The following is a 22,188-nucleotide window of genomic DNA, read 5'->3' on the forward strand; positions in this document are numbered from 1 at the left end:
CCATCACGCGCAATCATCAATGCAGAGGGATGGCAAACCTGCTGGCCCGAGTGAAACACTTCATGGATACCGTGTCTCCTTTCCCGGGGAATGGCTATGGCACAGCGAAGGTGTAGCACTATTGGGATCAGTTATTTAGGGTCGCGGTCAGGGGCTTGCTCACGGAGCCTATCTCGAACAGGGTCTGCTCGCTGACACCGACCGCGCGCTCCCGATCGGCCACACCGTAGTTGAAATAGTGGGCCTTGCCATCCTTGAGCACGGCCACCGCCATGCCCGGGATCCTGTGCTCCTTGAGCAGCGGCCGGATGCTGGCATCCACCACGGGGCGCAGGGGATCGGTCGCCGCCTTGTCACCGGCATGAGCCAGACCGGCCCACATCAGGGTGGCCAAAGCGCCCCACAGGATGGATTGTCGTTGTTGCATAGCATGTCTCCTGACTGTCGTTAGCAAGGTATCGCCATGGCGGCGACTGATGAGCCCAGCATAGTCCCACGAGGTGTGCTGCCGATGAGGCTCTGTGAAGTCTGTGTGAAGCCACCCCCTCTTTTTACCCATGAAAAAGGGGAGCCATGGCTCCCCTTCAATCACCTTGCAACACGGGCTTATTTCTTGCCCGGGTTGTCCCAGATCCCCTCTTCCAGCTGACTGCGCAGCTCGGGGTACTTGTTGGCATCGAAGGTGGGGACGCGCCCCAGCTTGAGCTGGTCGTTGTAGTCCTTGGCCAGCTTGATGGCGACGCCGGAGAGCAGCAGGATGGCCACCAGGTTGACGATGGCCATCAGCCCCATGGAGACATCCGCCAGAGCCCACACGGTCGGCAGCTCGCCCACGGAGCCGAACATCACCATGCCCAGCACGAACATCCGGAACAGCATCAGGCCGCCCTTGTGGTTGTGCTCGAGGAACACCAGGTTGGTCTCCGCATAGGAGTAGTTCGCCACGATGGAGGTGAAGGCGAAGAAGAAGATGGCCGCTGCGATGAAGATGTTGCCACCGCCGCCCACCTGGGAGGAGAGCGCACGCTGGGTCAGCTCGACACCGGTCACACCGGAGCCCGGCTCGAACTGGCCGGACATCAGGATGATGGCGGCAGTACAGGTACAGATGACGATGGTATCGAGGAAGACACCCAGCATCTGCACATAACCCTGGGAGGCCGGGTGCGGCGGATAGGGGGTGGCGGTGGCGGCAGCATTGGGGGCAGAGCCCATGCCCGCCTCGTTGGAGAAGAGGCCGCGCTTGATGCCGTTGATCATCGCCTGGGAGATGGCATAGCCCATGGCGCCGGAACCCGCCTGCTCGATGCCGAACGCAGACTTGATGATGAGAGCGAAGATACTCGGCAGCTCGCTGATGTTCATGAACACCACGAACAGCGCCATCAGGATGTAGGCCAGTGCCATGAAGGGCACCACCAGCTCGGCGAAACGGGCGATGCCGCGGATGCCGCCGAAGATGATGAGGCCGGAGAGCACCACCAGGGCCAGACCGCTCACCCAGTCAGGGATGCCGAAGGCGACGTTCATGGCCAGGCTGATGGAGTTGGCCTGCACCGCGTTGAACACCAGACCGAAGGCCAGCAGCAGGCAGAGGGAGAAGACCACCCCCATCCAGCGCATGCCGAGGCCGCGCTCCATGTAGTAGGCGGGACCGCCCCGGTAGTTGCCATCCTCATCCTTGACCTTGTAGAGCTGGGCCAGGGTGCTCTCCACGAAGGCGGTGGCCATGCCGATGAAGGCGATCAGCCACATCCAGAAGACGGCGCCAGGGCCACCCAGATAGATGGCGACGGCCACACCGGCCAGATTGCCCGTCCCGACGCGTGCCGCCAGGCTGGTACACAGAGCCTGGAAGGAGGAGATGCCGGCGCTGTCGGATTTGCGACTGTTGCGCAGGACCGAGAACATGTGGCCGAAGTGGCGGATCTGGATAAAGCCCAGACGGAAGGTAAAGAAGATACCGACCCCGATCAGCAGGTAAATGAGCACGGCTCCCCACATCAGGTCGTTAATCATTGCAATCAAGGTGTCCATAATTCTCTCGTTGTTATCACATCCATGGCCAGTCTGCGCTGACCGCTCTCTGTCAATTTCCGAACCAGCATTGCGCCGAAGGGGCGGAATCTAGCATAGCGAGGGAATTCAGAATAGTGACAGGGCTCACTGGGGAGACAAAAAACGAGCAATTTGATGCAAAAAAGCTTCATTTAGCACGCAATAAATCAACAAAAATTGATGCGCAACCCAGCCCCACACAAATTAGAGCCAATAGAGAACCATTTTACAACTCATCCCATGGGGGTAAAAACCGCTGAGTGAAACGAAACCAGGGAGACAAGCGTTTGCCTCTCATGCCTCATCGGCAAGGGGTTGTAACGCAAAACGTTTTACACGTAATTAAATTTCAAGTAGCTGACAGAACTATTTATGTGACCTCCCGCACAAATTCATGAATCCACCAAAATAATTGCGCTTTTCCATGTCGGAGCCAGCCGCCACACCATGAATAAAACTCTTTTTTTATCAAACACTTTCACCCGACAGCCGGTACCGCTTTCACCACCTGGCTGATTCGCATACAAGCCCCCCTATTGCAGGATGCGCCACATCCGTATTAATTAGGCAGGCAATGACGATGGGGCCTGCCCATCGCCCCTTTCTGAGCCTGAGCCGCCGGGATCTTGTAATTTAATTTCAGAACTGCCGTCTCATGCCCGCCACCCTGGGATTGCTCCCTCATAAAGAGATGATATTTGCCATGGCCGATAAATTGACCCAGCTGAAAGCCCTGACCACAGTGGTTGCCGATACCGGCGACATCGAAGCCATCAAGCGCTACCAGCCCATCGATGCCACCACCAACCCCTCTCTGGTACTCAAGGCCTCCGAGATCCCCGAGTACGCAGCCCTGATCCAGGACGCCATTGCCTGGGCCAAATCCCAGAGCCAGGACAAGGCACAGCAAATCATCGACGCAGGCGACAAGCTGGCGGTCAACATCGGCCTCGAAGTGCTGAAAATCGTCCCGGGCCGCATCTCCACCGAAGTGGACGCCCGCCTCTCCTTCGACACCGACGCCAGCATCGCCAAGGCCCGCAAGCTGATCCGCCTCTACAACGAAGCCGGCATCAGCAATGATCGCATCCTGATCAAGCTGGCCTCCACTTGGGAAGGGATCCGTGCCGCCGAGGTGCTGGAGAAAGAGGGTATCCAGTGCAACCTGACCCTGCTGTTCTCCTTCGCCCAGGCTCGTGCCTGTGCCGAAGCCGGCGCCTTCCTCATCTCCCCGTTCGTGGGCCGCATCCTCGACTGGTACAAGGCCAAGAACGGCCGTGACTACACCGCCAGTGAAGATCCGGGCGTGGTCTCCGTCACCGCCATCTACAACTACTACAAGCAGCACGACTACCCGACCGTGGTCATGGGCGCGAGCTTCCGCAACACCGGCGAAATCCTGGAACTGGCCGGCTGCGACCGCCTGACCATTGGCCCCGCTTTGCTGGAAGAGCTGAGCAAGGCCGAAGGCACCGTGGTGCGCAAACTGGACTACACCGGCGAGCGCACAGCCAAACCGGCCCCGATGACCGAAGCCGAATTCCGCTGGGAGCTGAACCAGGACGCCATGGCAGTCGAGAAACTGGGGGAAGGCATCCGCCTGTTCGCCATCGACCAGGGCAAGCTGGAAACCATGCTGGCAAGCCACCTGTAAGGCCGCTCGCCACACGGCTCTCACAGAGCGAAGTGGCGCTGCAAAAACCGGGCTCCCGAAAGGGCAGCCCGGTTTTTTTGTGCCTGTTTCCGGTTGTCACAACTTCGTCATAAAAACGTTTTATTTTCAAAGGCGTCGTGTTATACGGATGGTGAAAACCATAAAACCAAGGAGGGAGCCATGGACATGTTCAACTTCGATTTTGACGAGGTCGTTGAGCTGGGTTCACGTAGCCGCGGGACAACGGGAAAAAAACGCAAATGGCGTGAGATTGAGGCGCTTAAAGACAAGCACCGCCTGCAAAAGGAGCTGCAGGCCATCGACATCGCCTATGAAGGATCGGACGACCTGGAGCTCTGATACGCCCACGTCGCCCATGTTTCACTCCAGCGAGTGGAGCCATAAAAACAGCGCCCCGGATTGACCGGGGCGCTGTTTTTATGGGTGATCCTGTCAGGCTGCAGGCAGCGAGAGCTGTTTGGCCAGCGCCTGGAAGTGCTGGCTCACCTCCGCCCCGAACAGGGGATCATTGATGGCCCGGTTCTGCCAGAGCTGTTCGAGATGACGCCAGTCATCCTCGGTCAGGGAGTCGCGCAGATGGGGGAAGATGACCCCTTCCTCATAGTTCATGTGCGCCTCCTGCTGCTCGATGAACTGCTCCAGACAGGCCACGAACTGATCCAGCGGGATGACCGCATCCATCAGGATCATCTCCACCATCTCCTTGAGCTCGGTCCCTGCATCCAGCAGACGGGCGTGCTCCTCGTGCAACCGGTTGGCCACTTCCCCCTCCACCACCCTGTATTTCAGGTAGTAGTCATAAATCATGTCTTCCTTCGGGTGGTGGTACTTGTCAGATACCTCGCGCAGATAATCCACCACATCCCGCAGCAGGAAGTAGCTCACCGGCTGCTCATTGCGAATGGCCGCCAGCTTTTGCTTGAGCAGCGTCAGCAACCGGGTGATGTTGAGGTGGTCCTTATGCAGACTGGATAACATGGGCACTCCTTGCACTGAAATGAGAAAACGTCTGTCTCGAGTATACGGTCATTTATTGCCTGAACTTTGCACTCAATCAAGTCGGATGCAGACAGCGGCTGCACCAGCCTCTCACCACAGGAGGCACAGGGGACACCATTTCCCCTGTGCATGCACGGCGTCAGGCCGCCGGATCGGCGCAGACCGAGAGCCAGTCGATGGGACTGCGTCCTTGCTGGACCAGCAGGCGATTGGCCTCGGAGAAGTGGCCGCAACCGATGAAACCGCGATGGGCAGAGAGCGGGCTGGGATGGGGGGCGCTCAGCACATGGTGGCGCGACCGGTCGATGAAGCGCCCTTTCTTCTGGGCATGAGCGCCCCACAGCAGGAAGACAACTCCCTGGCAATGGGCATTGATCCGCTCGATGACCCGATCGGTAAAGGTCTCCCACCCCAGGTGGGCGTGAGAGTGCGCCATGCCCGCCTGGACCGTCAGCACCGTATTGAGCAGCAGCACTCCCTGTCTGGCCCAGGATTCCAGGAATCCGTGATTGGGTGTGACAAAACCCGGCAGATCCCGCTGCATCTCCTTGTAGATGTTGACGAGGGACGGCGGCGTGCGCACTCCGGGCAAGACGGAGAAACAGAGGCCGTGCGCCTGGTCCGGGCCGTGATAGGGATCCTGCCCCAGAATCACCACCTTGACGTCATCCAGCTCGGTCAGTTTGAAGGCATTGAATACCTCGGTCGCCGGGGGATAGATCACCTTGCCCGCCTCCCGCTCGGCCCTGACGGTGGCCAGGGTGTCCATGAAATACGCCTGCTCTTTCTCCGAACCAATCACATCTTTCCAGGTCAGCACACCCGTCTCCTCTCGTTGCGAATCCACTCCTTCCATCCTGGCTGGCATGCCAGCCTCTCCCTCTCCCCACTCCCCGCCTTCTGTCCAGCTTGGCACCGCTATCTCCTCGGTCAATAGAGCAAGGGGCTCAGGATAGGGTCCTCGCCCCCAAGACGCAACCGCATGGAGGTCAGGCTCAGCCTGGCCAGCCTGGGAAGTGGCGGCGGCGTTCACGGGCAATGACCGGGGCTGCGTCGACACAGGAATAACAGGATGTCCTTCGGACAAGCCTCATGGGCAGGCCGGTTTTCGCTGACGCCAGAAATAAACCCTAAAGGTGTAGTTAAATTACTAGATATGAATAATAAAAAATGCATAATTCATATATCTTACAAAAACAGAAAAATGATCTGTTTTTGATTCAACTCAATGATTTAATCCCTTTTAATGCGTGCAAAATGGGGTTTTATTGATTTGGATCAATTTTCGTAATATTACCGTCGTGGTATATATGGCCCCAACGAAGTAAAGGTGTAAGGCAAGGCCCCGTTAAATCATTCCTTCCAAGAGGTGGTTTAAAAACATCAGGGTAATGTGCTTACCGTTGAATCCGCTTTCCTATGAGGAGTCATACCATGATCAAGGGCATCCAAATCACCCAGTCCGCCAACGCCGCTCTGCTGAACTCTTTCTGGCTGCTGGACGAAGAGAAACAACAGGCTCGCTGCATCTGCGCCAAGGGCGACAGCTTTGCCGCCGATCAGGAAGTCAGCCTCTCCGACCTGGGTCAATTCGAATACCGTGAACTGCCGGTTCAGCAAGAGCCTGTGGTCGAAGGGGGTCAGCACCTGAACGTCAACGTACTGCGCCGCGAAACCCTGGAAGACGCCATCGCCAACCCGGAAAAATACCCGCAGCTCACCATCCGCGTCTCCGGTTACGCCGTGCGTTTCAACGCCCTGACCCCGGAGCAGCAGCGTGACGTGGTCACCCGCACCTTCACCCAGAGCCTGTAAGGCGCCCTGCGTAAAGAGATAAAAAAACGGCCCCCTCGGGCCGTTTTTTCATGGGTGATGATCACCGCCGGAACCTGGCTCAGCTTCGCAGGTCCACCGGCCTTGCCACCACGGGTTTCGCCAGGGCGTCCTGCATGGTGGCCTCGTCGAGCTGATCGCAGTAACGAGCTACCACCAGGGTCGCCACCCCGTTGCCGATGAGGTTGGTCAGGGCGCGCGCCTCCGACATGAAGCGATCAATCCCGAGGATCAGCGCCAGCCCGGCCAGCGGCAGATGTCCCACCGCCGAGATGGTCGCCGCCAGCACGATGAAGCCGCTGCCCGTGACCCCGGCCGCCCCCTTGGAGGAGATGAGCAGCACCACCAGCAGGGTGAGCTGATGGAACAGGTCCAGCGGGGTATTGGTCGCCTGGGCGATGAAGACGGCAGCCATGGTCAGATAGATGGAGGTGCCGTCCAGGTTGAAGGAGTAACCGGTCGGGATCACCAGACCCACCACCGATTTCTTGCAGCCCAGCGCCTCCATTTTCACCAGCATGCGCGGCAATACGGATTCCGACGAGGATGTTCCGAGCACGATCAGCAGCTCTTCCCGGATATAGGCAATAAAGCGCACAATGCTGAAGCCATTGGCTTTGGCGATACTGCCGAGCACCAGAAAAATAAACAGCAGGCAGGTCAGATAGAAGCTAGCAATTAATTGCCCCAGCTGAACCAAAGAACCAATACCGTATTTCCCTATGGTGAATGCCATGGCGCCAAATGCCCCGATCGGCGCCAGTTTCATGATCATGTTGATGATGCCGAAAATAACCTGGGAGAAACCATCGATGATATTGAAGATGGGTTTTCCCTTCTCCCCGATATGATGCAGGGAAAATCCGAACAGGACGGCAAACAGCAACACCTGGAGTATATTGCCGCCGGCAAAGGCACCGATGACGCTGGCCGGTATCACATCCAGCAGGAAGGGAATTATCCCCTGGGACTGGGCCTGATCCGCATAGACGGAGATGGCGCTGGCGTCGAGTGAGGAGGGATCCACATTCATACCGGCCCCTGGCTGCAGCACGTTGACCACGCACAGACCGATGATCAGGGCCAGGGTGCTCACCACTTCAAAATAGATCAGCGCAATGGCACCGGTTTTGCCCACCGCCTTCATGCTTTCCATGCCGGCAATGCCGGTGACCACGGTACAGAAAATGACGGGGGCGATGATCATCTTGATTAATTTAACGAAGCCATCACCAAGGGGTTTCATATCTGCGCCCAGACTCGGATAGACATGTCCCAGACATATTCCGATGGTGATTGCCAATATCACCTGAAAATAGAGGCTACTGACAATTTTCTTGTGCATGCTCAACGTCCTGTTAATAAGTGTGACTCCACTGACAGCAAATAACGCATGCAGCAGTCTGCGGCGAGAAATAGGGTTATCTCACCCGCTTCATACCTTTTTGCCATCCTGACGGTCGCTACTTTTGCATGTCATAAGAAGCAAATAAGAGACATCAATCACACAATATATTTAACATCATTAACACCACGGAAACATGGTCGCAATGGACGCCGAAGAGCACCAAATGAAAATGACGGAAATAAAAATGCCCCGCATGGCGGGGCATTTTTGATAGTAGAAATCGCGATCAGGCGGAGGTATCGAGGGGCTCGAAGCCCTTGACGAGATCGTCGATGGCCTTCATCTGCTTGAGGAAGCCTTCCAGCTTCTCCAGCGGCAGGGCGCTCGGGCCGTCGCAGCGGGCAATTTTCGGATCCGGGTGGGATTCGATAAAGAGACCGGCGAGGCCCACCGCCATGCCGGCACGGGCTAGCTCGGTCACCTGCTCGCGGCGACCGCCGGAGGCCGCTCCCAGGGGATCACGGCACTGCAGGGAGTGGGTGACGTCAAAGATGACCGGATAGCCGCCGGTGCTCTTCTTTATGACGCCCAGACCCAGCATGTCCACTACCAGGTTGTCATAGCCGAAGTTGGCACCACGCTCGCAGAGGATCAGGCGATCGTTGCCACACTCCTCGAACTTGTCGGTGATGTTCTTCATCTGGCTTGGGCTCAGGAATTGCGGCTTCTTGATGTTGATGACGTTGCCGGTGCGGGCCATGGCCTCCACCAGATCGGTCTGGCGCGCCAGGAAGGCGGGCAGCTGGATGACGTCGACCACCTCGGCGACCGGTTTGGCCTGATGGGGCTCATGCAGATCGGAGATCACCGGCATGCCGAAGGTCGCTTTCAGCTCCTGGAAGATCTTCATCCCCTCTTCCAGACCCGGGCCGCGATAGGAGTGGATGGAGGAGCGGTTGGCCTTGTCCCAGCTCGCCTTGAACACGAACGGGATGCCGAGCTTGCTGGTCACTTCCACGTACTTCTCGCACACCGCCATCGCCATGTCGCGGGATTCCAGCACGTTCATGCCGCCGAACAGCACGAAAGGTTTGTCGTTAGCGACGTCGATCTGGTTGACCTTGATATTCTTCTGTTCCATCTCAGGGATCCTTAATGGAGGGGCTTGGGACTGAGGTCCAGGGTGGCCAGCTGGGTTTTCAGCACATCGGCCACGGGATCATCAGGGCATTGTTCAATAAAGTATTCGAAATCGTCGGCGGCAAAGCGCGGGCAATCGAGTTGCTCATAGATGAAGCCCCGATCCCGCGTCTCCAGCGGATCGCCGGGCTTCATGCGCAGCAGCAGCTCGCTGCAGCGCAACGCCTCCGTCATGCGCTCCTCGCGCAGCAGGGCGCCCTTGCTGACATTGAGCAAGCGCTCGATGATCTCCCACTGCCCCGATGGCTGCAGATGATCATCGCTCAGACTCGCCAGGTTGCCGAGGGCACCGCGCAGCAGCAGTTCGATGCGGTGCCGGCTCAGTTCATCACCGTTGAAGGGGTCCACATAGACCTCCCCGTCCAGACCGGCAAAACTCAGGAGGAAATGGCCGGGGAAGCAGATCCCCTCCACATCCAGCCCTATCTTGCGACCCAGCTGGATGAGGAGGATGCCGAGACTGACCGGGATCCCCTTGCGCCTTGCCAGCACCTGGTCCAGATCGCAGTTGGCGGACGAGAAGTAATCCTGCCAGTCGCCACGAAAGCCCAGGGTCTGGTAGAAACCCTGCAACAGCTGACGGCGCACCTCGTCGCAGTCTCCCTCGGCAATCGTTTCGTCCAGCCAGGCATCGAGGCGGGCAAGCTCGGCCTCTCCCGTGCCGCCATGGCCCCGGATCTCGTCGCTCACCGACAGCGCCAGCTCGGCCAGATCGTGAGCCTCGAAGTCGGTCCACTCATCCACACGTATCATCGTCATCCTTCCTAGCCGAACAGGCTGGCCTGCTTTTGCACCGCAAGCTTGGCGATAAAGAAGATCCACCCCAGTGCGCCCAGGAAGGCAAACCAGCGGATGCCGTTGCTGCGGGCCAGGCGCAGCGCCATCATGGCCAGAAACGCCACCACCAGGATGGACGTCAGCTTCTCGGCCAGCCAGGGGATGGCGTTGTTGAGGGGGTTGAGACCCAGCACCATGCAGAGCAGCGCACCGGAGAGCACCACCAGGCCGTTGAGCCAGCCGCTGATCTTGAGGGTGCGGGCGCCCCCTGCCAGCGCGGAGCCGGTCTGCAACCAGTAAAAGCGCAGGATAAACATCAGCACGGCCCCGGCAATCAGGGTGAGGTGCAGATGCTTGAGAACAACATACATAAGATTTCCTTGAACAGGGGCAGACCGGGCCCGCCCGTCATATCACTGAGCCAGGCGCCCCAGGGTCACCCGCTCGTTATCGCCGTAATCGCGCACGGTTTCCACCTGGACGTAGCCTTGTTGCAGCAGGAGTTGACGCACCGCCTCCCCCTGATCCCAGCCGTGTTCCAGCAACAGCCAGCCACCTGGCACCAGATGGGCGGGCGCCTGGGTGACGATGAGGCGGATATCCGCCAGCCCCTGCTCCTCCGCCACCAGGGCGGAGCGCGGCTCGAAGCGCACGTCCCCCTCGTGAAGATGGGGGTCCGTCCCGTCGATATAGGGCGGGTTGGAGACGATCATCGCAAAGCGCGGTGCATCCGAGAGCGGCGCAAACCAGCTGCCGTCGCGCACCTCGATGGGCAACCCCAGGGCGGCGCTGTTGGTGCGGGCCAACGCGGCCGCGGCCGGCATCCTGTCCACCGCCCATACATCGGCATCCGGTCGCTCAGACTTGAGTGCAAGGGCGATGGCACCGGTGCCCGTGCCCAGATCCAGCAGGGCGCAGGGGCCGCCCGGCAGGCGAGCCAGCGCCTGTTCCACCAGCACCTCGGTATCGGGGCGCGGGATCAGGGTGGCCGGGCTCACTTTCAGCGGCAGCGACCAGAACTCCCGCTCGCCGATGAGGTGGGCAATGGGCTCACCATTGAGGCGACGGGCAAGCCAGCCCGCCAGGGTCGCCTGCTGGGCGGCATCGAGCTCGTGCTCCGGCCAGGTCATCAGATAGCTGCGCCGACAATCCAGCAGATGACAGAGCAGGGCATCGGCGTCGGCACGGGGGGATTCCCCGGAGGCCAGGGTCGCCATGATATGGGCGCGGGCCTGCTGGATCTGCATCAGTTGCTCTCGGCCAGGGAGGCGAGCTGATCCGCCTGATACTCCTGCACCAGGGGGGTGATCACGCAGTCCAGATCCCCTTCCAGGATGTCGCCCAGACGATAGAGGGTGAGGTTGATCCGGTGCTCGGAGAGACGCCCCTGGGGATAGTTGTAGGTGCGGATGCGCTCGGAGCGATCCCCGGAGCCCACCAGGTTGCGGCGGGTACTCTGCTCGGCGGCGCGGTGGCGTTCGTCCTCGGCCGCCTGCAGGCGGGCAGAGAGCACCGACATCGCCTTGGCGCGGTTCTTGTGCTGGGAGCGCTCGTCCTGGCACTCCACCACCAGCCCGGTGGGCAGGTGGGTGATGCGGATGGCGGAGTCGGTCTTGTTGACGTGCTGGCCGCCGGCACCGGAAGCGCGGAAGGTGTCGATCTTCAGCTCGGAGGGGTTGATCTCCACCTGCTCGGCTTCCGGCACTTCCGGCAGCACGGCCACGGTACAGGCGGAGGTGTGCACCCGGCCCTGGGATTCGGTCTCGGGGACTCGCTGCACCCGGTGGCCGCCGGACTCGAACTTGAGGCGGCCGTAGACGTGCTCGCCGTCCACCTTGGCGATCACCTCCTTGTAGCCACCGTGTTCGCCGTCATTGCAGCTGACGATGGAGACACGCCACCCCTGACGCTCGGCGTAGCGGGAGTACATGCGGAACAGATCCCCCGCGAAAATGGCCGCCTCGTCGCCACCGGCACCGGCGCGGATTTCCAGATAGCAGTTGTTGTCATCCTTGGGGTCGCGCGGCAACAGCATCACCTGAAGCGCCTGCTCCTGCTCCTCGAAGGTCGCCTTGGCGAGCGGCAGTTCCTCCTGCGCCATCTCCCGCAGCTCGGCATCCTCTTCCTCCAGCATCAGCCGGGTGGTGTCGAGGTTCTCTTCGGCCTGGCGGAAACGCTGGAAGGCGTGAACGATATCTTCCAGCTGGGCGTATTCCCGGGTCAGGGCGCGGTATCTGTCCTGATCCGAGGCGACCCCGGGCTCCCCGAGCAGGGCCTGTACTTCTTCATGGCGCTCGATGAGGCCTTCCAGCTTTCTGATCAATGAGGGGTTCATGACTCTTGGATTCTCGATGGAGGACGGGACGGCAAAGGGCCGTCCCAACACTATGATTCTTGTGACAATCCCAGCACCTGACGCAGTTGGGCCAGCTTGTGGCTGTCCCCCTGGGCGGCGGCCTGGCGCAGGGCCTGGGTCGGTGCGTGGATCAGCTTGTTGGTGAGGCGATGGGCCATGGCCTTGAGCGCCTGCTCGGCATTTTCACCCTGTTGCAGGGCCAGCAGGGCCCGCTGCAACTCTTCGTCGGCGACCTGCTGTGACTGATGGCGATAATCGCGAATGAGATCCACCGAGTGCTGGCTGCGATACCAACCCATGAACTCGTCGCGCTCTTCCTGCACGATGAGTTCCGCCTCGGCGGCCGCCCGCTTGCGGGTCTCCAGGTTCTGCTCGATGATGCCCTGCAGATCGTCCACCGTGTAGAGATAGGCATCGGAGAGCTCGTCCACCTCGGCTTCGATGTCGCGGGGCACGGCGATGTCCACCAGGAACATGGGCTTGAAGCGACGCGCTTTGAGCGCCCGCTCCACCATGCCCTTGCCGATGATGGGCAGGGGGCTTGCCGTGGAGCTGATGACGATGTCCGCCTCGTGCAGGTAGTCCGGGATCTCTTCGAGCGTCATTACCTGGGCACCGAACTCCTCTGCCAGTAACTGGGCCCGTTGCAGGGTGCGGTTCGCCACCATCATCCGGGTCACGCTCTGCTCGCGCAGGTGGCGGGCCACCAGTTCGATGGTTTCGCCGGCGCCCACCAGCAGCACCTTGGTCTGGGAGAGATCGGAGAAGATACGGCGGGCCAGGCTCACGGCGGCGAAGGCCACCGACACCGCGCTGGCGCCGATCTCGGTGTCAGTGCGCACCCGTTTGGCCACCGAGAAGGATTTCTGGAACAGGCGCTCCAGGGATCCTTTCACCGCATCCGCCTGCTGGGCGTGGGCGTAGGATTGCTTGATCTGCCCCAGGATCTGCGGCTCCCCGAGCACCAGGGAGTCGAGGCCACAGGCCACCCGCATCAGGTGTCGCACCGCTTCCTCGTCCTGGTGCCGGTAGATGGCGGAGAGCACCTCGCTCGCCTCCAGCGCGTGGAACCGCTGCAACCAGTTCAGCACCTGCTCCCCCTGCCCCTGCTCCAGGCTGCAATAGAGCTCGGTGCGGTTGCAGGTGGAGACGATCACCGCCTCGCTGACGCCAGGCTGCTCCACCAGCTCACGCAGGGCGCGATCGATGCGGTCCGGGCCAAAGGCGACCCGCTCCCGCAAGGCGACACTGGCGGTGTTGTGGTTGATTCCGAGGGCAAGCAGACTCATGGGTGGGTGATGATCGTTTCATGCACAGGGTGTAGAGGCCGACAATTGTACGAGAAAGGGTAAGTCTTTAAAAGCAATACGGCCGCCCCTTATACTGTCGCAAACCTCATCTGCGGAGCTCCACCTTGTTGTTGCGTATCTTCTCCCTCGCCTGCCTGCTGGTGCTGGCGGGCTGTACCACCACCCAACCCCAGCGGGATCAGGTCAACTGGCAGCAGGAGCGCGCCCGCCTCGAACGCCTCACACACTGGCAGTTGTCGGGCAAGATGGCCATCATCACCGCCCGCCAGAAGGGCAGCGCCCGCCTCAACTGGCAGCAAAACGGCGACGACTATCGCCTCAACCTCACCAGCCTCATCGGCACCCATATTCTGGAACTCTCCCGCACCGGCGGCGAGGTGACTCTGCTCGACAACGACGGAAAACAGCACCAGAGCCAGGATGCCGAGCTCCTGGTCTATCAGCTCACCGGCTGGCACATTCCGGTGGCTGGGCTGCCTGAGTGGATCAAGGGATTGCCGGGGCAGGCCGAATTCGAGCTCAACCCCGATGCCAGCCTCGCCAGCGTGCGCGACGGCCAGTGGCAGATCGTCTACGGAGACTATCGGGATCAGGACGGCTATCGCCTGCCCCACCTGCTCACCATGACCGGGCAGGAGAGCCGTCTCAAGCTGCAGATCAACGAGTGGACCCTGGCACCATGATGCACGACCAGGCGCCGATCCGCTGGCCCGCCCCGGCCAAGCTCAACCTCTTCCTGCACGTCAACGGCCGCCGCCCCGATGGCTACCACGAACTGCAGACCCTCTTCATCTTTCTCAACCACGGCGACTGGCTCGAATTCGAGCCGATCCCCGGCAGCGACCAGCTCACCTTGAGCCCGGCCATTCCCGGCGTGCCCGATGAACAGAACCTCATCATCCGGGCTGCGCGACTGTTGCAGAGCCGGTTGGCCAGTCCGCAGGGAGCCCATATCCGGCTGGAGAAGGTACTGCCCATGGGCGGTGGCATCGGGGGCGGCTCGTCGGACGCGGCCACCACCCTCGTGGCCTTGAACCACCTCTGGCAAGCCGGCTTGAGTGAAGACGAGCTGGCCGAGCTCGGCGTGCAGCTGGGCGCCGACGTGCCGGTGTTCGTGCGGGGCAAGGCCGCCTTCGCCGAAGGCGTGGGGGAGCGGTTGCAACAGATCGAGGTGCCGGATGCCTGGTACCTGGTACTCAAGCCGGATTGCCATGTGGCCACCGCCGCCGTGTTCCAGGATCCCGACCTGCCCCGCAACACCCCCAAGATGACCCTGGACAATCTGCTGGCAGGAGAGTGGAAAAACGATTGCGAGCTGCTGGTGAAAAAGCGCCACCCCGAGGTTGCCAATGCGCTCGGCTGGTTGCTAGAATACGCGCCGTCAAGAATGACGGGCACTGGCGCCTGCGTCTTTGCTCGATTTGAAGACGAAATGGCTGCTCGGAAGGTGTTGGCAAGAGTGCCGGAAGGCTGGGATGGGTTTGTCGCCAAGGGCGAGAACATATCACCACTCTTCGTCACTTTGCAACAAGTGAGTGATTGGGGTATCGCCAAGCGGTAAGGCAGCGGGTTTTGATCTCGCCATTCCTAGGTTCGAATCCTAGTACCCCAGCCAACTCTCTCCTTGTTGAGGCCGTATCGGGAGGTGTTGACCTCGTCGATGTGTCTTGGGCCAATCTGACGCGATGGCGCTCAAGGTGGATTCCCGTCCACCCACCCTGCGGGTGATGAGATGCCATCCTCGACATCGCCCAGAGACCTTGTCCGTCATCTTGCTAAATCGTTTGCCCCCAAACGATACGGGTCTAAAATCAGACTCCCCACATACTGGATGCAACCCCGAGGTTTCAAACCGTGCCTGACATGAAGCTGTTTGCTGGTAACGCAACGCCGGAACTAGCCCAGAAGATCGCAGATCGCCTGTTTATCAAACTCGGCAATGCTGCCGTAGGTCGCTTTAGCGACGGCGAGATCAGCGTACAGATCAACGAGAATGTACGCGGTGGCGATATCTTCATCATTCAATCCACCTGTGCCCCGACCAACGACAATTTGATGGAATTGATCGTCATGGTGGATGCACTGCGTCGTGCTTCAGCTGGCCGTATCACTGCCGTTATCCCCTACTTTGGTTATGCCCGTCAGGACCGCCGCGTCCGCTCCGCACGTGTGCCCATCACCGCCAAGGTCGTCGCCGACTTCCTCTCCAGCGTGGGTGTGGACCGTGTGCTGACCGTTGACCTGCATGCCGAGCAGATCCAGGGCTTCTTCGACGTCCCCGTCGACAACGTGTTCGGCAGCCCGGTGCTGCTGGAAGACATGAAGGCCAAGAACCTCGAATCCCCCGTGGTCGTGTCACCGGACATCGGCGGCGTAGTCCGTGCCCGTGCCATCGCCAAGCTGCTGGACGACACCGACATCGCCATCATCGACAAGCGTCGTCCCCGTCCGAACGTCTCCCAAGTCATGCACCTGATCGGCGACGTAGCCGGTCGTGACTGCGTCATCGTCGACGACATGATCGACACCGGCGGCACCCTGTGCAAAGCGGCCGAAGCGCTGAAAGAGCGTGGTGCCAAGCGCGTGTTCGCCTATGCGACCCACCCTGTCTTCTCCGGCACCGCCGTTGAAAACATCAAGAATTCGGTCATCGACGAGCTGATCATCACCGACTCCATCCCGCTCACCCCGGAGATGAAGGCAGTCGGCAAGGTCAAGCAGCTGACCCTCTCCTCCGTGCTGGCCGAAGCGATTCGCCGCATCAGCAACGAAGAGTCCATCTCTGCCATGTTCGAGCATTGATAGACCCTGTCGTGACAAAAACCGCCGAATGGCGGTTTTTGTTTTTTGGGTGCCTGGCGCCAACCGCCAGCCTTCACTCGGCAAGAGACGAAAACCTCGGACGAGCCACCCCACCCGAGCCCTTCTGTCCGGCTTTTCCCCGACCTTGCCGCACTTTGGTTGAGTGATCGCCACTCGGCGGCTAGAATATTGCGTCCCATTGCCCCGGGCCATCCGCCCATGGCAAGTAGCGAGTGAAGACATCAAGCGTGACAAGTCAAATCAAACTGATTGTCGGGCTGGGTAATCCCGGCCCCGAATATGCCAAGACCCGCCACAATGCGGGCGCCTGGTATGTGGAGCAACTGGCACGCTGGCACAATGTCAGCCTGCGCGAAGAGCCCAAGTTCTTCGGCCACACCGCCCGCTTCCTGGTGGACGGGCAGGATGTGCGGCTGCTCATCCCGAACACCTACATGAATCTCTCCGGCAAGGCCGTGGCGGCGCTCGCGCGCTTCTACCAGATCGCCCCGGAAGAGATCCTGGTGGCCCACGACGAGCTGGACCTGCCTCCCGGCATCGCCAAGTTCAAGCAAGGGGGCGGTCACGGCGGCCATAACGGCCTCAAGGACATCATCGCCAGGATGGGCAACAACAATAACTTCTTCCGGCTGCGCCTTGGCATCGGCCATCCGGGCGCCAAGGAGCTGGTCGCCGGCTTCGTGCTGACCAAGGCGCCCAGCAGTGAGCAGAGTCTGATCGAGGCCGCGCTGGACGAGTCCCTGCGCGCCACCGACATCCTGTTCAAGCAGGACATGACCAAGGCCATGAATCGCCTGCACAGTTTCAAGGCCGAGAAAGTCTAGGCCTTCAGCCTGCATCGCCAGGCAGTTCAAGATGACCGGCCCCTGGCGAGATCCCTCGCCTCGGGGTCAAGCAACACGACACGGGCCGCCCGCGCGGCCCCTTGAAGCATCCATCAACAAGGTAACAATCCATGGGTTTTAAATGCGGTATCGTGGGCCTGCCCAATGTAGGCAAATCCACCCTGTTCAATGCGCTGACCAAGGCCGGCATCGAAGCCGCCAACTTCCCGTTCTGCACCATTGAGCCGAACACGGGTGTGGTCCCCATGCCGGATCCCCGCCTCGACCAGCTGGCGGCCATCATCAATCCGCAGCGTGTCGTGCCGACCACCATGGAATTCGTGGACATCGCCGGCCTGGTGGCCGGTGCCTCCAAGGGCGAAGGCCTTGGCAACCAGTTCCTGGCCAACATCCGTGAAACCGAAGCCATCGGTCACGTGGTGCGCTGCTTCGAGGACGAGAACATCGTCCACGTGGCGGGCAAGGTCTCCCCGGCCGACGACATCGAGGTGATCAACACCGAGCTGGCCCTCTCCGACCTGGATGCCTGCGAGCGCGCCATCAATCGCCAGTCCAAGCGTGCCAAGGGCGGCGACAAGGATGCCAAGCTGGAAGTGGAAGTGCTGGAGAAGATCAAGGTTGCCCTGGAAAACGGCCAGATGATCCGCGGCATGAAGCTGGACAAGGATGAGCTGGACGCCGTCAGCCACCTCAACTTCCTGACCCTCAAACCCACCATGTACATCGCCAACGTGGCGGAAGATGGCTTCGAGAACAACCCCTACCTGGATCAGGTCCGTGAGATAGCCGCCGCCGAAAACGCCGTTGTTGTGGTCGTCTGCTGCGCCATCGAGGCGGACATCGCCGAGCTGGACGACGAAGACCGCGCCGAGTTCATGGCGGATCTGGGCATCGAGGAGCCGGGCCTGAACCGGGTGATCCGTTCCGGATACGAGCTGCTCAAGTTGCAGACCTACTTCACCGCCGGTGTGAAAGAAGTGCGCGCCTGGACCATTCCGGTAGGCGCCACCGCCCCGCAGGCCGCTGGCAAGATCCACACCGACTTCGAAAAAGGCTTTATTCGCGCCCAGACCATCGCCTTCGACGACTTTATCACCTACAAGGGTGAGCAAGGCGCCAAGGAAGCAGGCAAGATGCGCGCGGAAGGGAAAGACTACATCGTCAAGGATGGCGATATCATGAACTTCCTGTTCAACGTCTAACCCCATGAGAGGCCAGCATTTGCTGGCCTCTTTTTTATCTGGCCAGAGGCGCGATCTGGGTGCGAATGTCGTAAAAAAAACCAGATTGTTGGGCTTTTGCACGACAGCGGCCAATAACTCGCCAAACGCACCCAAATTCGTTTTTTCAAACAAAAAAAGGGTTGACGCCCCAGAGCCAGATACGCATAATTCCGGCCGCACAGTGACGAGGCAACGACTCACTGGAAGCACGGTTGGCTATGTAGCTCAGTTGGTTAGAGCATCGCACTCATAATGCGGGGGTCACAGGTTCGAATCCCGTCATAGCCACCATCTCTAGTTGGGGTATCGCCAAGCGGTAAGGCAGCGGGTTTTGATCTCGCCATCCCTAGGTTCGAATCCTAGTACCCCAGCCATTTTTTGAATGATGTTTGATAGTCTCTGTCAGGCATCGTCGTTGGGGTATCGCCAAGCGGTAAGGCAGCGGGTTTTGATCTCGCCATCCCTAGGTTCGAATCCTAGTACCCCAGCCATTTTTGAATGATGTGTGACAGTCTCTGTCGGGCATCGCTGTTGGGGTATCGCCAAGCGGTAAGGCAGCGGGTTTTGATCTCGCCATCCCTAGGTTCGAATCCTAGTACCCCAGCCATTTTTCTGTTCTCTTCCACGTTTGTGGTTGACAACAAACGGCTATGTAGCTCAGTTGGTTAGAGCATCGCACTCATAATGCGGGGGTCACAGGTTCGAATCCCGTCATAGCCACCATGTTTGAAAAACGTTCCTTCAATCATCCGATTGCAAAGAACACTGTTGGGGCATCGCCAAGCGGTAAGGCAGCGGGTTTTGATCTCGCCATACCTAGGTTCGAATCCTAGTGCCCCAGCCATTTTTGCTTGTATTCGACGCAAGTCGTGCACAAGACGGCTATGTAGCTCAGTTGGTTAGAGCATCGCACTCATAATGCGGGGGTCACAGGTTCGAATCCCGTCATAGCCACCATTATTCTTGCGGAAGTGGCGAAATTGGTAGACGCACCAGATTTAGGTTCTGGCGCCCTAGGCGTGAGAGTTCGAGTCTCTCCTTCCGCACCATCGAAAGCAGTACCAAACAGACCAGCTCAGGCTGGTTTTTTTGTATCCGGCGTTTGCCGCTCTTCTTCCCCTCTCCATGCCATCGTGCGCCCGCAACGCCACCTCATGTCTCAACGGCTGAGCCTTGTGCTCTCCTCTGCGACGGCGCTATGTCCTGCTCCGGCGTGATGCCGCCCTTTTCATCTCGCAGAGCGCTGCGGGCAATAAAAAGGCGGCCCGCAGGCCGCCATATCGTTTGCTGTCGTCAGAACGGGAAGAACCAGGGGATGGCGATGACGCTCACCACCATCACCAGCAAGGTGAAGGGCACGCCGATGCGCACGAAATCCATGAACTTGTAGTTGCCCGGGCCCAGCACCAGGGTGTTGACCGGCGACGAGACCGGCGTCATGAAGGCTGCCGAGGCGGCGATGGCGATGGTCATGGCAAAGGGATAAGGCGACACCCCCATCTGATGGGCCGTACCCAGCGCGATGGGCGCCATCAGCACCGCCGTCGCCGTGTTGGAGATGAAGAGCCCGATGACGGCACAGAGCGCGAAGAGGCTGGCCAGCATCACCCTGGGGCCCATCTCCCCCACTGCCGAGATGAGCGCGCCGACGATGAGATCCACCCCGCCGGTCTGCTGCAATGCAAGGGCAAAGGGCAGCATGCCCACGATGAGGATCAGGGTCGGCCAGTGGATGGACTTGTAGGCGCTCTCCAGATCGATGCAGCGGAACTTGCCCATCAGCAGGCAGGCGATGAGCGCCGCAATCACGTTGGGCACGGGATCCGTCACCATCAGCACTATCATGACCCCGAGGGCAATCAGGGCGTGAATGGCCTGGCTGCGGGCCGGCGCCATCTCGTCCACTTCCGCAGGCAGGCCCAGCAGCAGAAAATCGCGATGATGGGTCTGCAACTGACGAATGAGGCTCCAGTTCCCCACCACCAGCAGGGTATCCCCCATCTGCAGCGCCTCGTCCACCAGCTTGCCGGTCAGCGCCTCTCCATCCCGGCGGATCCCCACCACGCTCAGACCGTAACGGGAACGGAAGGTCACCTCGCGGATGCTCTTGCCGAGCAGCCGGGAGCCGGGGATGAGGGAGACCTCCGCCATGCCCACCTCCCGCGCCTGGTCGGAGAAATACTCCCCGCGCAATATCATGGGTTCTAGCCGCGCCTCGCTGCAAAACTCCCGCACATCCACCTCGGGATCCGACATGTCGATGAGCAGCACATCCTTGGCCTGGAACTCGGTCACCCCGGTGACACTGACCATCACCCGCCTGAACTTGCGCCAGCGCTCCATCCCGATGACGTTGGCCCCGAAGCGGGCACGCAATTGCAGCTCGTCGAGGGTCTGGCCGATCAGGGGGGAGTCGGGCCGGATCGCCAGTCGGCGTGCGCGCCCCGCCAGCCGGTAGTCACGGATGAGATCCCGCATGGTGCTGCGTCCCATCTGCTTGCCCTTGCCCTCCTCTCCTTCACGCACCAAGGAGGTGCGCATCAGCAGCATGTAGAGGATCCCCATCCCCAGAATGATGACCCCCATGGGGGTGAAGCCGAAGAAGCCGAACCCCTGGATGTCGTGGCGCATCAGTTCACTGTTCACCACCATGTTGGGAGGGGTTGCCACCAGCGTCATCATGCCGCTGATAAGGCCGGCAAAGCCGAGCGGCATCATCAGTCTGCCCGCCGGGATCCCCACCCGGTTCGCCACGCTCAGCACCACGGGGATGAAGATGGCCACCACCCCGGTCGAACTCATCACGGCCCCCAGGGTCGCCACCGCCACCATCAGCAGCACCAGCATGCGGGTTTCGCTGCTGCCGGCCACCTTCACCAGGGCATCTCCCACCTGATAGGCGATGCCGGTACGCACCAGCCCCTCCCCCACCACGAACAGGGCGGCAATCAGAATGACGTTGGGATCGCTGAATCCTGCCAGCGCCTGCGGCAGGGTCAGGGTGCCGCTCAACACGAACAGGATGATGATCAACAAGGCGACCACGTCCATGCGGACCTTGTTGGTAATAAACAGGAGAATGGCACCCACCAGCATGCTGAGCACCCAGATCAACTCGGAATTCACACTTGCTCCTTTTGTTCAACGTCAACCACGGCCGGCCTCGGACGCCATCAGACCACAGAGCCCGTCCCCCTGATTTGTTACATATCAAGAAAGAGGAGGCCGCATCATCTCACATTCAGGTTCAGTTGCGGCCATTTTACCGGTCCGTGAACGCAGTCGGTCGCCCTTCACATGTCGGGGTAAAAAGTGCTGCACGCTCCCCTTGCCCCTCCTAAAATGGGCCCGCCGCGGCCTGAGCCGCCCTCTCACCCCTTGCCCTTCGGAGACGACATGACCCAGCACACCCCGGCCTACCCGGCATTCACCTTCTTCAGCCGCTTTGTCGCCGACATCCAGGTTGGCCGAAAGACCATCACCATCCGCGACGAGAGCGAGGCAAACTGGCAGCCCGGCCAGCGCCTGGCCCTGTTCACCAACCCGGAACACCAGCCTTTTGGCACCATTGAGGTCATCTCGGTCAAGGCGGTCGCCTTCGAGGCGCTGAGCGACGAGCACGCCCGTCAGGAGAACATGACCCTCCCCGAGCTTAAAGATGTGATCCGCGATATCTACCCCGCACTGCCGCCCCTCTATGTGATTGAATTCGTGCTGATTGAAGCCTGATTTTGTGAGCTG

Annotated in this window: 20 protein-coding genes, 9 tRNA genes and 2 pseudogenes; 19 read left to right on the forward strand and 12 right to left on the reverse strand. The window is 60.2% G+C overall.

Annotated features, from left to right (window positions below):
- Positions 1–116: pseudogene (locus tag HKD46_RS14290) on the forward strand (IS630 family transposase); the annotation flags it as partial.
- Positions 117–136: 20 nt separating this feature from the next.
- On the opposite strand, the pseudogene HKD46_RS14295 reads toward HKD46_RS14290, so the two are convergent.
- Positions 137–427 (reverse strand): annotated as a pseudogene (locus HKD46_RS14295) (serine hydrolase); the annotation flags it as partial.
- 179 nt (positions 428–606) lie between these two features.
- The gene (locus HKD46_RS14300; protein WP_103243556.1) at positions 607–2,037 is read right to left on the reverse strand and encodes a sodium:alanine symporter family protein; all 1,431 of its coding nucleotides are present in this window, start codon (positions 2,035–2,037) and stop codon (positions 607–609) included.
- 724 nt (positions 2,038–2,761) lie between these two features.
- Between HKD46_RS14300 and tal the strand changes: the two genes are divergently transcribed.
- Both tal and HKD46_RS14310 read left to right on the forward strand, forming a co-directional pair.
- The gene (gene tal / locus HKD46_RS14305; protein ID WP_010673859.1) at positions 2,762–3,712 is read left to right on the forward strand and encodes a transaldolase; all 951 of its coding nucleotides are present in this window, start codon (positions 2,762–2,764) and stop codon (positions 3,710–3,712) included.
- Between the two features lie 180 nt (positions 3,713–3,892).
- Positions 3,893–4,072, forward strand: coding sequence for a DUF3545 family protein (locus HKD46_RS14310; protein WP_010673858.1), 180 nt, complete (start codon positions 3,893–3,895; stop codon positions 4,070–4,072).
- 93 nt (positions 4,073–4,165) lie between these two features.
- Here HKD46_RS14310 and HKD46_RS14315 read toward each other — a convergent pair whose 3' ends face one another.
- Together HKD46_RS14315 and ung are read right to left on the reverse strand one after the other, a co-directional pair.
- A complete protein-coding gene (locus HKD46_RS14315; RefSeq protein ID WP_010673857.1) occupies positions 4,166–4,711 on the reverse strand; it encodes a hemerythrin domain-containing protein in 546 nt (181 codons plus the stop codon).
- A 160-nt stretch (positions 4,712–4,871) separates the two neighbouring features.
- Positions 4,872–5,552, reverse strand: a complete 681-nt coding sequence (ung, locus tag HKD46_RS14320; protein ID WP_010673856.1) for a uracil-DNA glycosylase — start codon at positions 5,550–5,552, stop codon at positions 4,872–4,874.
- Between the two features lie 614 nt (positions 5,553–6,166).
- Here ung and grcA point away from each other — a divergent pair.
- Entirely contained in the window at positions 6,167–6,547 is a 381-nt protein-coding gene (gene grcA / locus HKD46_RS14325) for an autonomous glycyl radical cofactor GrcA (RefSeq protein WP_010673855.1), read from the forward strand.
- Between the two features lie 79 nt (positions 6,548–6,626).
- Here the strand turns inward: grcA and HKD46_RS14330 are convergent, their stop codons facing one another.
- The 7 genes from HKD46_RS14330 to hemA form a co-directional block, all read right to left on the reverse strand.
- Complete coding sequence (locus HKD46_RS14330; RefSeq protein WP_041212586.1) at positions 6,627–7,910, reverse strand: dicarboxylate/amino acid:cation symporter; 1,284 nt, start codon at positions 7,908–7,910, stop codon at positions 6,627–6,629.
- Positions 7,911–8,199: 289 nt separating this feature from the next.
- Positions 8,200–9,054 carry a 3-deoxy-8-phosphooctulonate synthase gene (kdsA, locus tag HKD46_RS14335; RefSeq protein ID WP_171865579.1) on the reverse strand — a complete coding sequence of 285 codons (855 nt, stop codon included), beginning with the start codon at positions 9,052–9,054 and terminating at the stop codon, positions 8,200–8,202.
- Positions 9,055–9,065: 11 nt separating this feature from the next.
- On the reverse strand, positions 9,066–9,866 hold the full coding sequence (locus HKD46_RS14340) for a SirB1 family protein (RefSeq protein WP_041212584.1): 801 nt from the start codon (positions 9,864–9,866) through the stop codon (positions 9,066–9,068).
- Between the two features lie 11 nt (positions 9,867–9,877).
- Positions 9,878–10,261 carry a SirB2 family protein gene (locus HKD46_RS14345; RefSeq protein WP_042880800.1) on the reverse strand — a complete coding sequence of 128 codons (384 nt, stop codon included), beginning with the start codon at positions 10,259–10,261 and terminating at the stop codon, positions 9,878–9,880.
- A gap of 42 nt (positions 10,262–10,303) precedes the next feature.
- Positions 10,304–11,137, reverse strand: a complete 834-nt coding sequence (prmC, locus tag HKD46_RS14350; RefSeq protein WP_039039602.1) for a peptide chain release factor N(5)-glutamine methyltransferase — start codon at positions 11,135–11,137, stop codon at positions 10,304–10,306.
- Positions 11,137–12,225: a peptide chain release factor 1 gene (gene prfA / locus HKD46_RS14355; RefSeq protein WP_039039601.1), complete on the reverse strand. Its 1,089-nt coding sequence runs from the start codon at positions 12,223–12,225 to the stop codon at positions 11,137–11,139. The genes prmC and prfA overlap by 1 nt, the downstream gene beginning before the upstream one ends.
- 50 nt (positions 12,226–12,275) lie before the next feature.
- Positions 12,276–13,535: a glutamyl-tRNA reductase gene (hemA, locus tag HKD46_RS14360; RefSeq protein WP_041212583.1), complete on the reverse strand. Its 1,260-nt coding sequence runs from the start codon at positions 13,533–13,535 to the stop codon at positions 12,276–12,278.
- Positions 13,536–13,660: 125 nt separating this feature from the next.
- Here hemA and lolB point away from each other — a divergent pair, with 125 nt between their 5' ends.
- From lolB to HKD46_RS14430, 14 genes are all read left to right on the forward strand, one after another.
- Positions 13,661–14,239, forward strand: coding sequence for a lipoprotein insertase outer membrane protein LolB (gene lolB / locus HKD46_RS14365; protein ID WP_039039599.1), 579 nt, complete (start codon positions 13,661–13,663; stop codon positions 14,237–14,239).
- Positions 14,239–15,117: a 4-(cytidine 5'-diphospho)-2-C-methyl-D-erythritol kinase gene (ispE, locus tag HKD46_RS14370; protein ID WP_103244666.1), complete on the forward strand. Its 879-nt coding sequence runs from the start codon at positions 14,239–14,241 to the stop codon at positions 15,115–15,117. Before lolB ends, ispE begins: the two co-directional genes overlap by 1 nt.
- Positions 15,097–15,171 (forward strand) — tRNA-Gln (locus HKD46_RS14375). The genes ispE and HKD46_RS14375 overlap by 21 nt, the downstream gene beginning before the upstream one ends.
- A gap of 239 nt (positions 15,172–15,410) precedes the next feature.
- Positions 15,411–16,358: a ribose-phosphate pyrophosphokinase gene (locus HKD46_RS14380; RefSeq protein WP_010673845.1), complete on the forward strand. Its 948-nt coding sequence runs from the start codon at positions 15,411–15,413 to the stop codon at positions 16,356–16,358.
- 248 nt (positions 16,359–16,606) lie between these two features.
- Positions 16,607–17,203, forward strand: a complete 597-nt coding sequence (gene pth / locus HKD46_RS14385; RefSeq protein WP_041215615.1) for an aminoacyl-tRNA hydrolase — start codon at positions 16,607–16,609, stop codon at positions 17,201–17,203.
- A 131-nt stretch (positions 17,204–17,334) separates the two neighbouring features.
- On the forward strand, positions 17,335–18,426 hold the full coding sequence (gene ychF, locus HKD46_RS14390) for a redox-regulated ATPase YchF (protein WP_010673843.1): 1,092 nt from the start codon (positions 17,335–17,337) through the stop codon (positions 18,424–18,426).
- Between the two features lie 235 nt (positions 18,427–18,661).
- Positions 18,662–18,738 (forward strand) — tRNA-Met (locus HKD46_RS14395).
- Between the two features lie 8 nt (positions 18,739–18,746).
- Positions 18,747–18,821, forward strand: a tRNA-Gln gene (locus tag HKD46_RS14400).
- Positions 18,822–18,863: 42 nt separating this feature from the next.
- Positions 18,864–18,938: transfer RNA gene (locus tag HKD46_RS14405), tRNA-Gln, on the forward strand.
- A gap of 41 nt (positions 18,939–18,979) precedes the next feature.
- Positions 18,980–19,054, forward strand: a tRNA-Gln gene (locus HKD46_RS14410).
- Between the two features lie 39 nt (positions 19,055–19,093).
- Positions 19,094–19,170 (forward strand) — tRNA-Met (locus tag HKD46_RS14415).
- A gap of 46 nt (positions 19,171–19,216) precedes the next feature.
- Positions 19,217–19,291 (forward strand) — tRNA-Gln (locus tag HKD46_RS14420).
- 36 nt (positions 19,292–19,327) lie between these two features.
- Positions 19,328–19,404 (forward strand) — tRNA-Met (locus HKD46_RS14425).
- 8 nt (positions 19,405–19,412) lie between these two features.
- A tRNA-Leu gene (locus tag HKD46_RS14430) sits at positions 19,413–19,496 on the forward strand.
- 244 nt (positions 19,497–19,740) lie between these two features.
- On the opposite strand, the gene HKD46_RS14435 is transcribed toward HKD46_RS14430, so the two are convergent.
- Positions 19,741–21,573: an SLC13 family permease gene (locus HKD46_RS14435; protein WP_171865580.1), complete on the reverse strand. Its 1,833-nt coding sequence runs from the start codon at positions 21,571–21,573 to the stop codon at positions 19,741–19,743.
- Between the two features lie 270 nt (positions 21,574–21,843).
- Between HKD46_RS14435 and yqfB the strand changes: the two genes are divergently transcribed.
- Positions 21,844–22,176, forward strand: coding sequence for a N(4)-acetylcytidine aminohydrolase (gene yqfB / locus HKD46_RS14440; protein ID WP_171865581.1), 333 nt, complete (start codon positions 21,844–21,846; stop codon positions 22,174–22,176).
- Positions 22,177–22,188: the final 12 nt, after the last annotated feature.

This window comes from Aeromonas sp. TW 6, from assembly GCF_013168745.1.
In the GTDB taxonomy this organism is placed as follows: Bacteria; Pseudomonadota; Gammaproteobacteria; order Enterobacterales; family Aeromonadaceae; genus Aeromonas; species Aeromonas caviae.

Bases quoted from the DNA above. Each gene is read 5' to 3' on its own strand.
- yqfB (WP_171865581.1), top strand. From the start codon at position 21,844: ATGACCCAGCACACCCCGGCCTACCCGGCATTCACCTTCTTCAGCCGC.
- HKD46_RS14315 (WP_010673857.1), bottom strand. From the start codon at position 4,711: ATGTTATCCAGTCTGCATAAGGACCACCTCAACATCACCCGGTTGCTG.
- HKD46_RS14330 (WP_041212586.1), bottom strand. From the start codon at position 7,910: ATGCACAAGAAAATTGTCAGTAGCCTCTATTTTCAGGTGATATTGGCA.
- HKD46_RS14345 (WP_042880800.1), bottom strand. From the start codon at position 10,261: ATGTATGTTGTTCTCAAGCATCTGCACCTCACCCTGATTGCCGGGGCC.
- prmC (WP_039039602.1), bottom strand. From the start codon at position 11,137: ATGCAGATCCAGCAGGCCCGCGCCCATATCATGGCGACCCTGGCCTCC.
- kdsA (WP_171865579.1), bottom strand. From the start codon at position 9,054: ATGGAACAGAAGAATATCAAGGTCAACCAGATCGACGTCGCTAACGAC.
- prfA (WP_039039601.1), bottom strand. From the start codon at position 12,225: ATGAACCCCTCATTGATCAGAAAGCTGGAAGGCCTCATCGAGCGCCAT.
- ychF (WP_010673843.1), top strand. From the start codon at position 17,335: ATGGGTTTTAAATGCGGTATCGTGGGCCTGCCCAATGTAGGCAAATCC.
- HKD46_RS14300 (WP_103243556.1), bottom strand. From the start codon at position 2,037: ATGGACACCTTGATTGCAATGATTAACGACCTGATGTGGGGAGCCGTG.
- tal (WP_010673859.1), top strand. From the start codon at position 2,762: ATGGCCGATAAATTGACCCAGCTGAAAGCCCTGACCACAGTGGTTGCC.
- grcA (WP_010673855.1), top strand. From the start codon at position 6,167: ATGATCAAGGGCATCCAAATCACCCAGTCCGCCAACGCCGCTCTGCTG.
- HKD46_RS14310 (WP_010673858.1), top strand. From the start codon at position 3,893: ATGGACATGTTCAACTTCGATTTTGACGAGGTCGTTGAGCTGGGTTCA.
- ispE (WP_103244666.1), top strand. From the start codon at position 14,239: ATGCACGACCAGGCGCCGATCCGCTGGCCCGCCCCGGCCAAGCTCAAC.
- HKD46_RS14340 (WP_041212584.1), bottom strand. From the start codon at position 9,866: ATGATACGTGTGGATGAGTGGACCGACTTCGAGGCTCACGATCTGGCC.
- hemA (WP_041212583.1), bottom strand. From the start codon at position 13,535: ATGAGTCTGCTTGCCCTCGGAATCAACCACAACACCGCCAGTGTCGCC.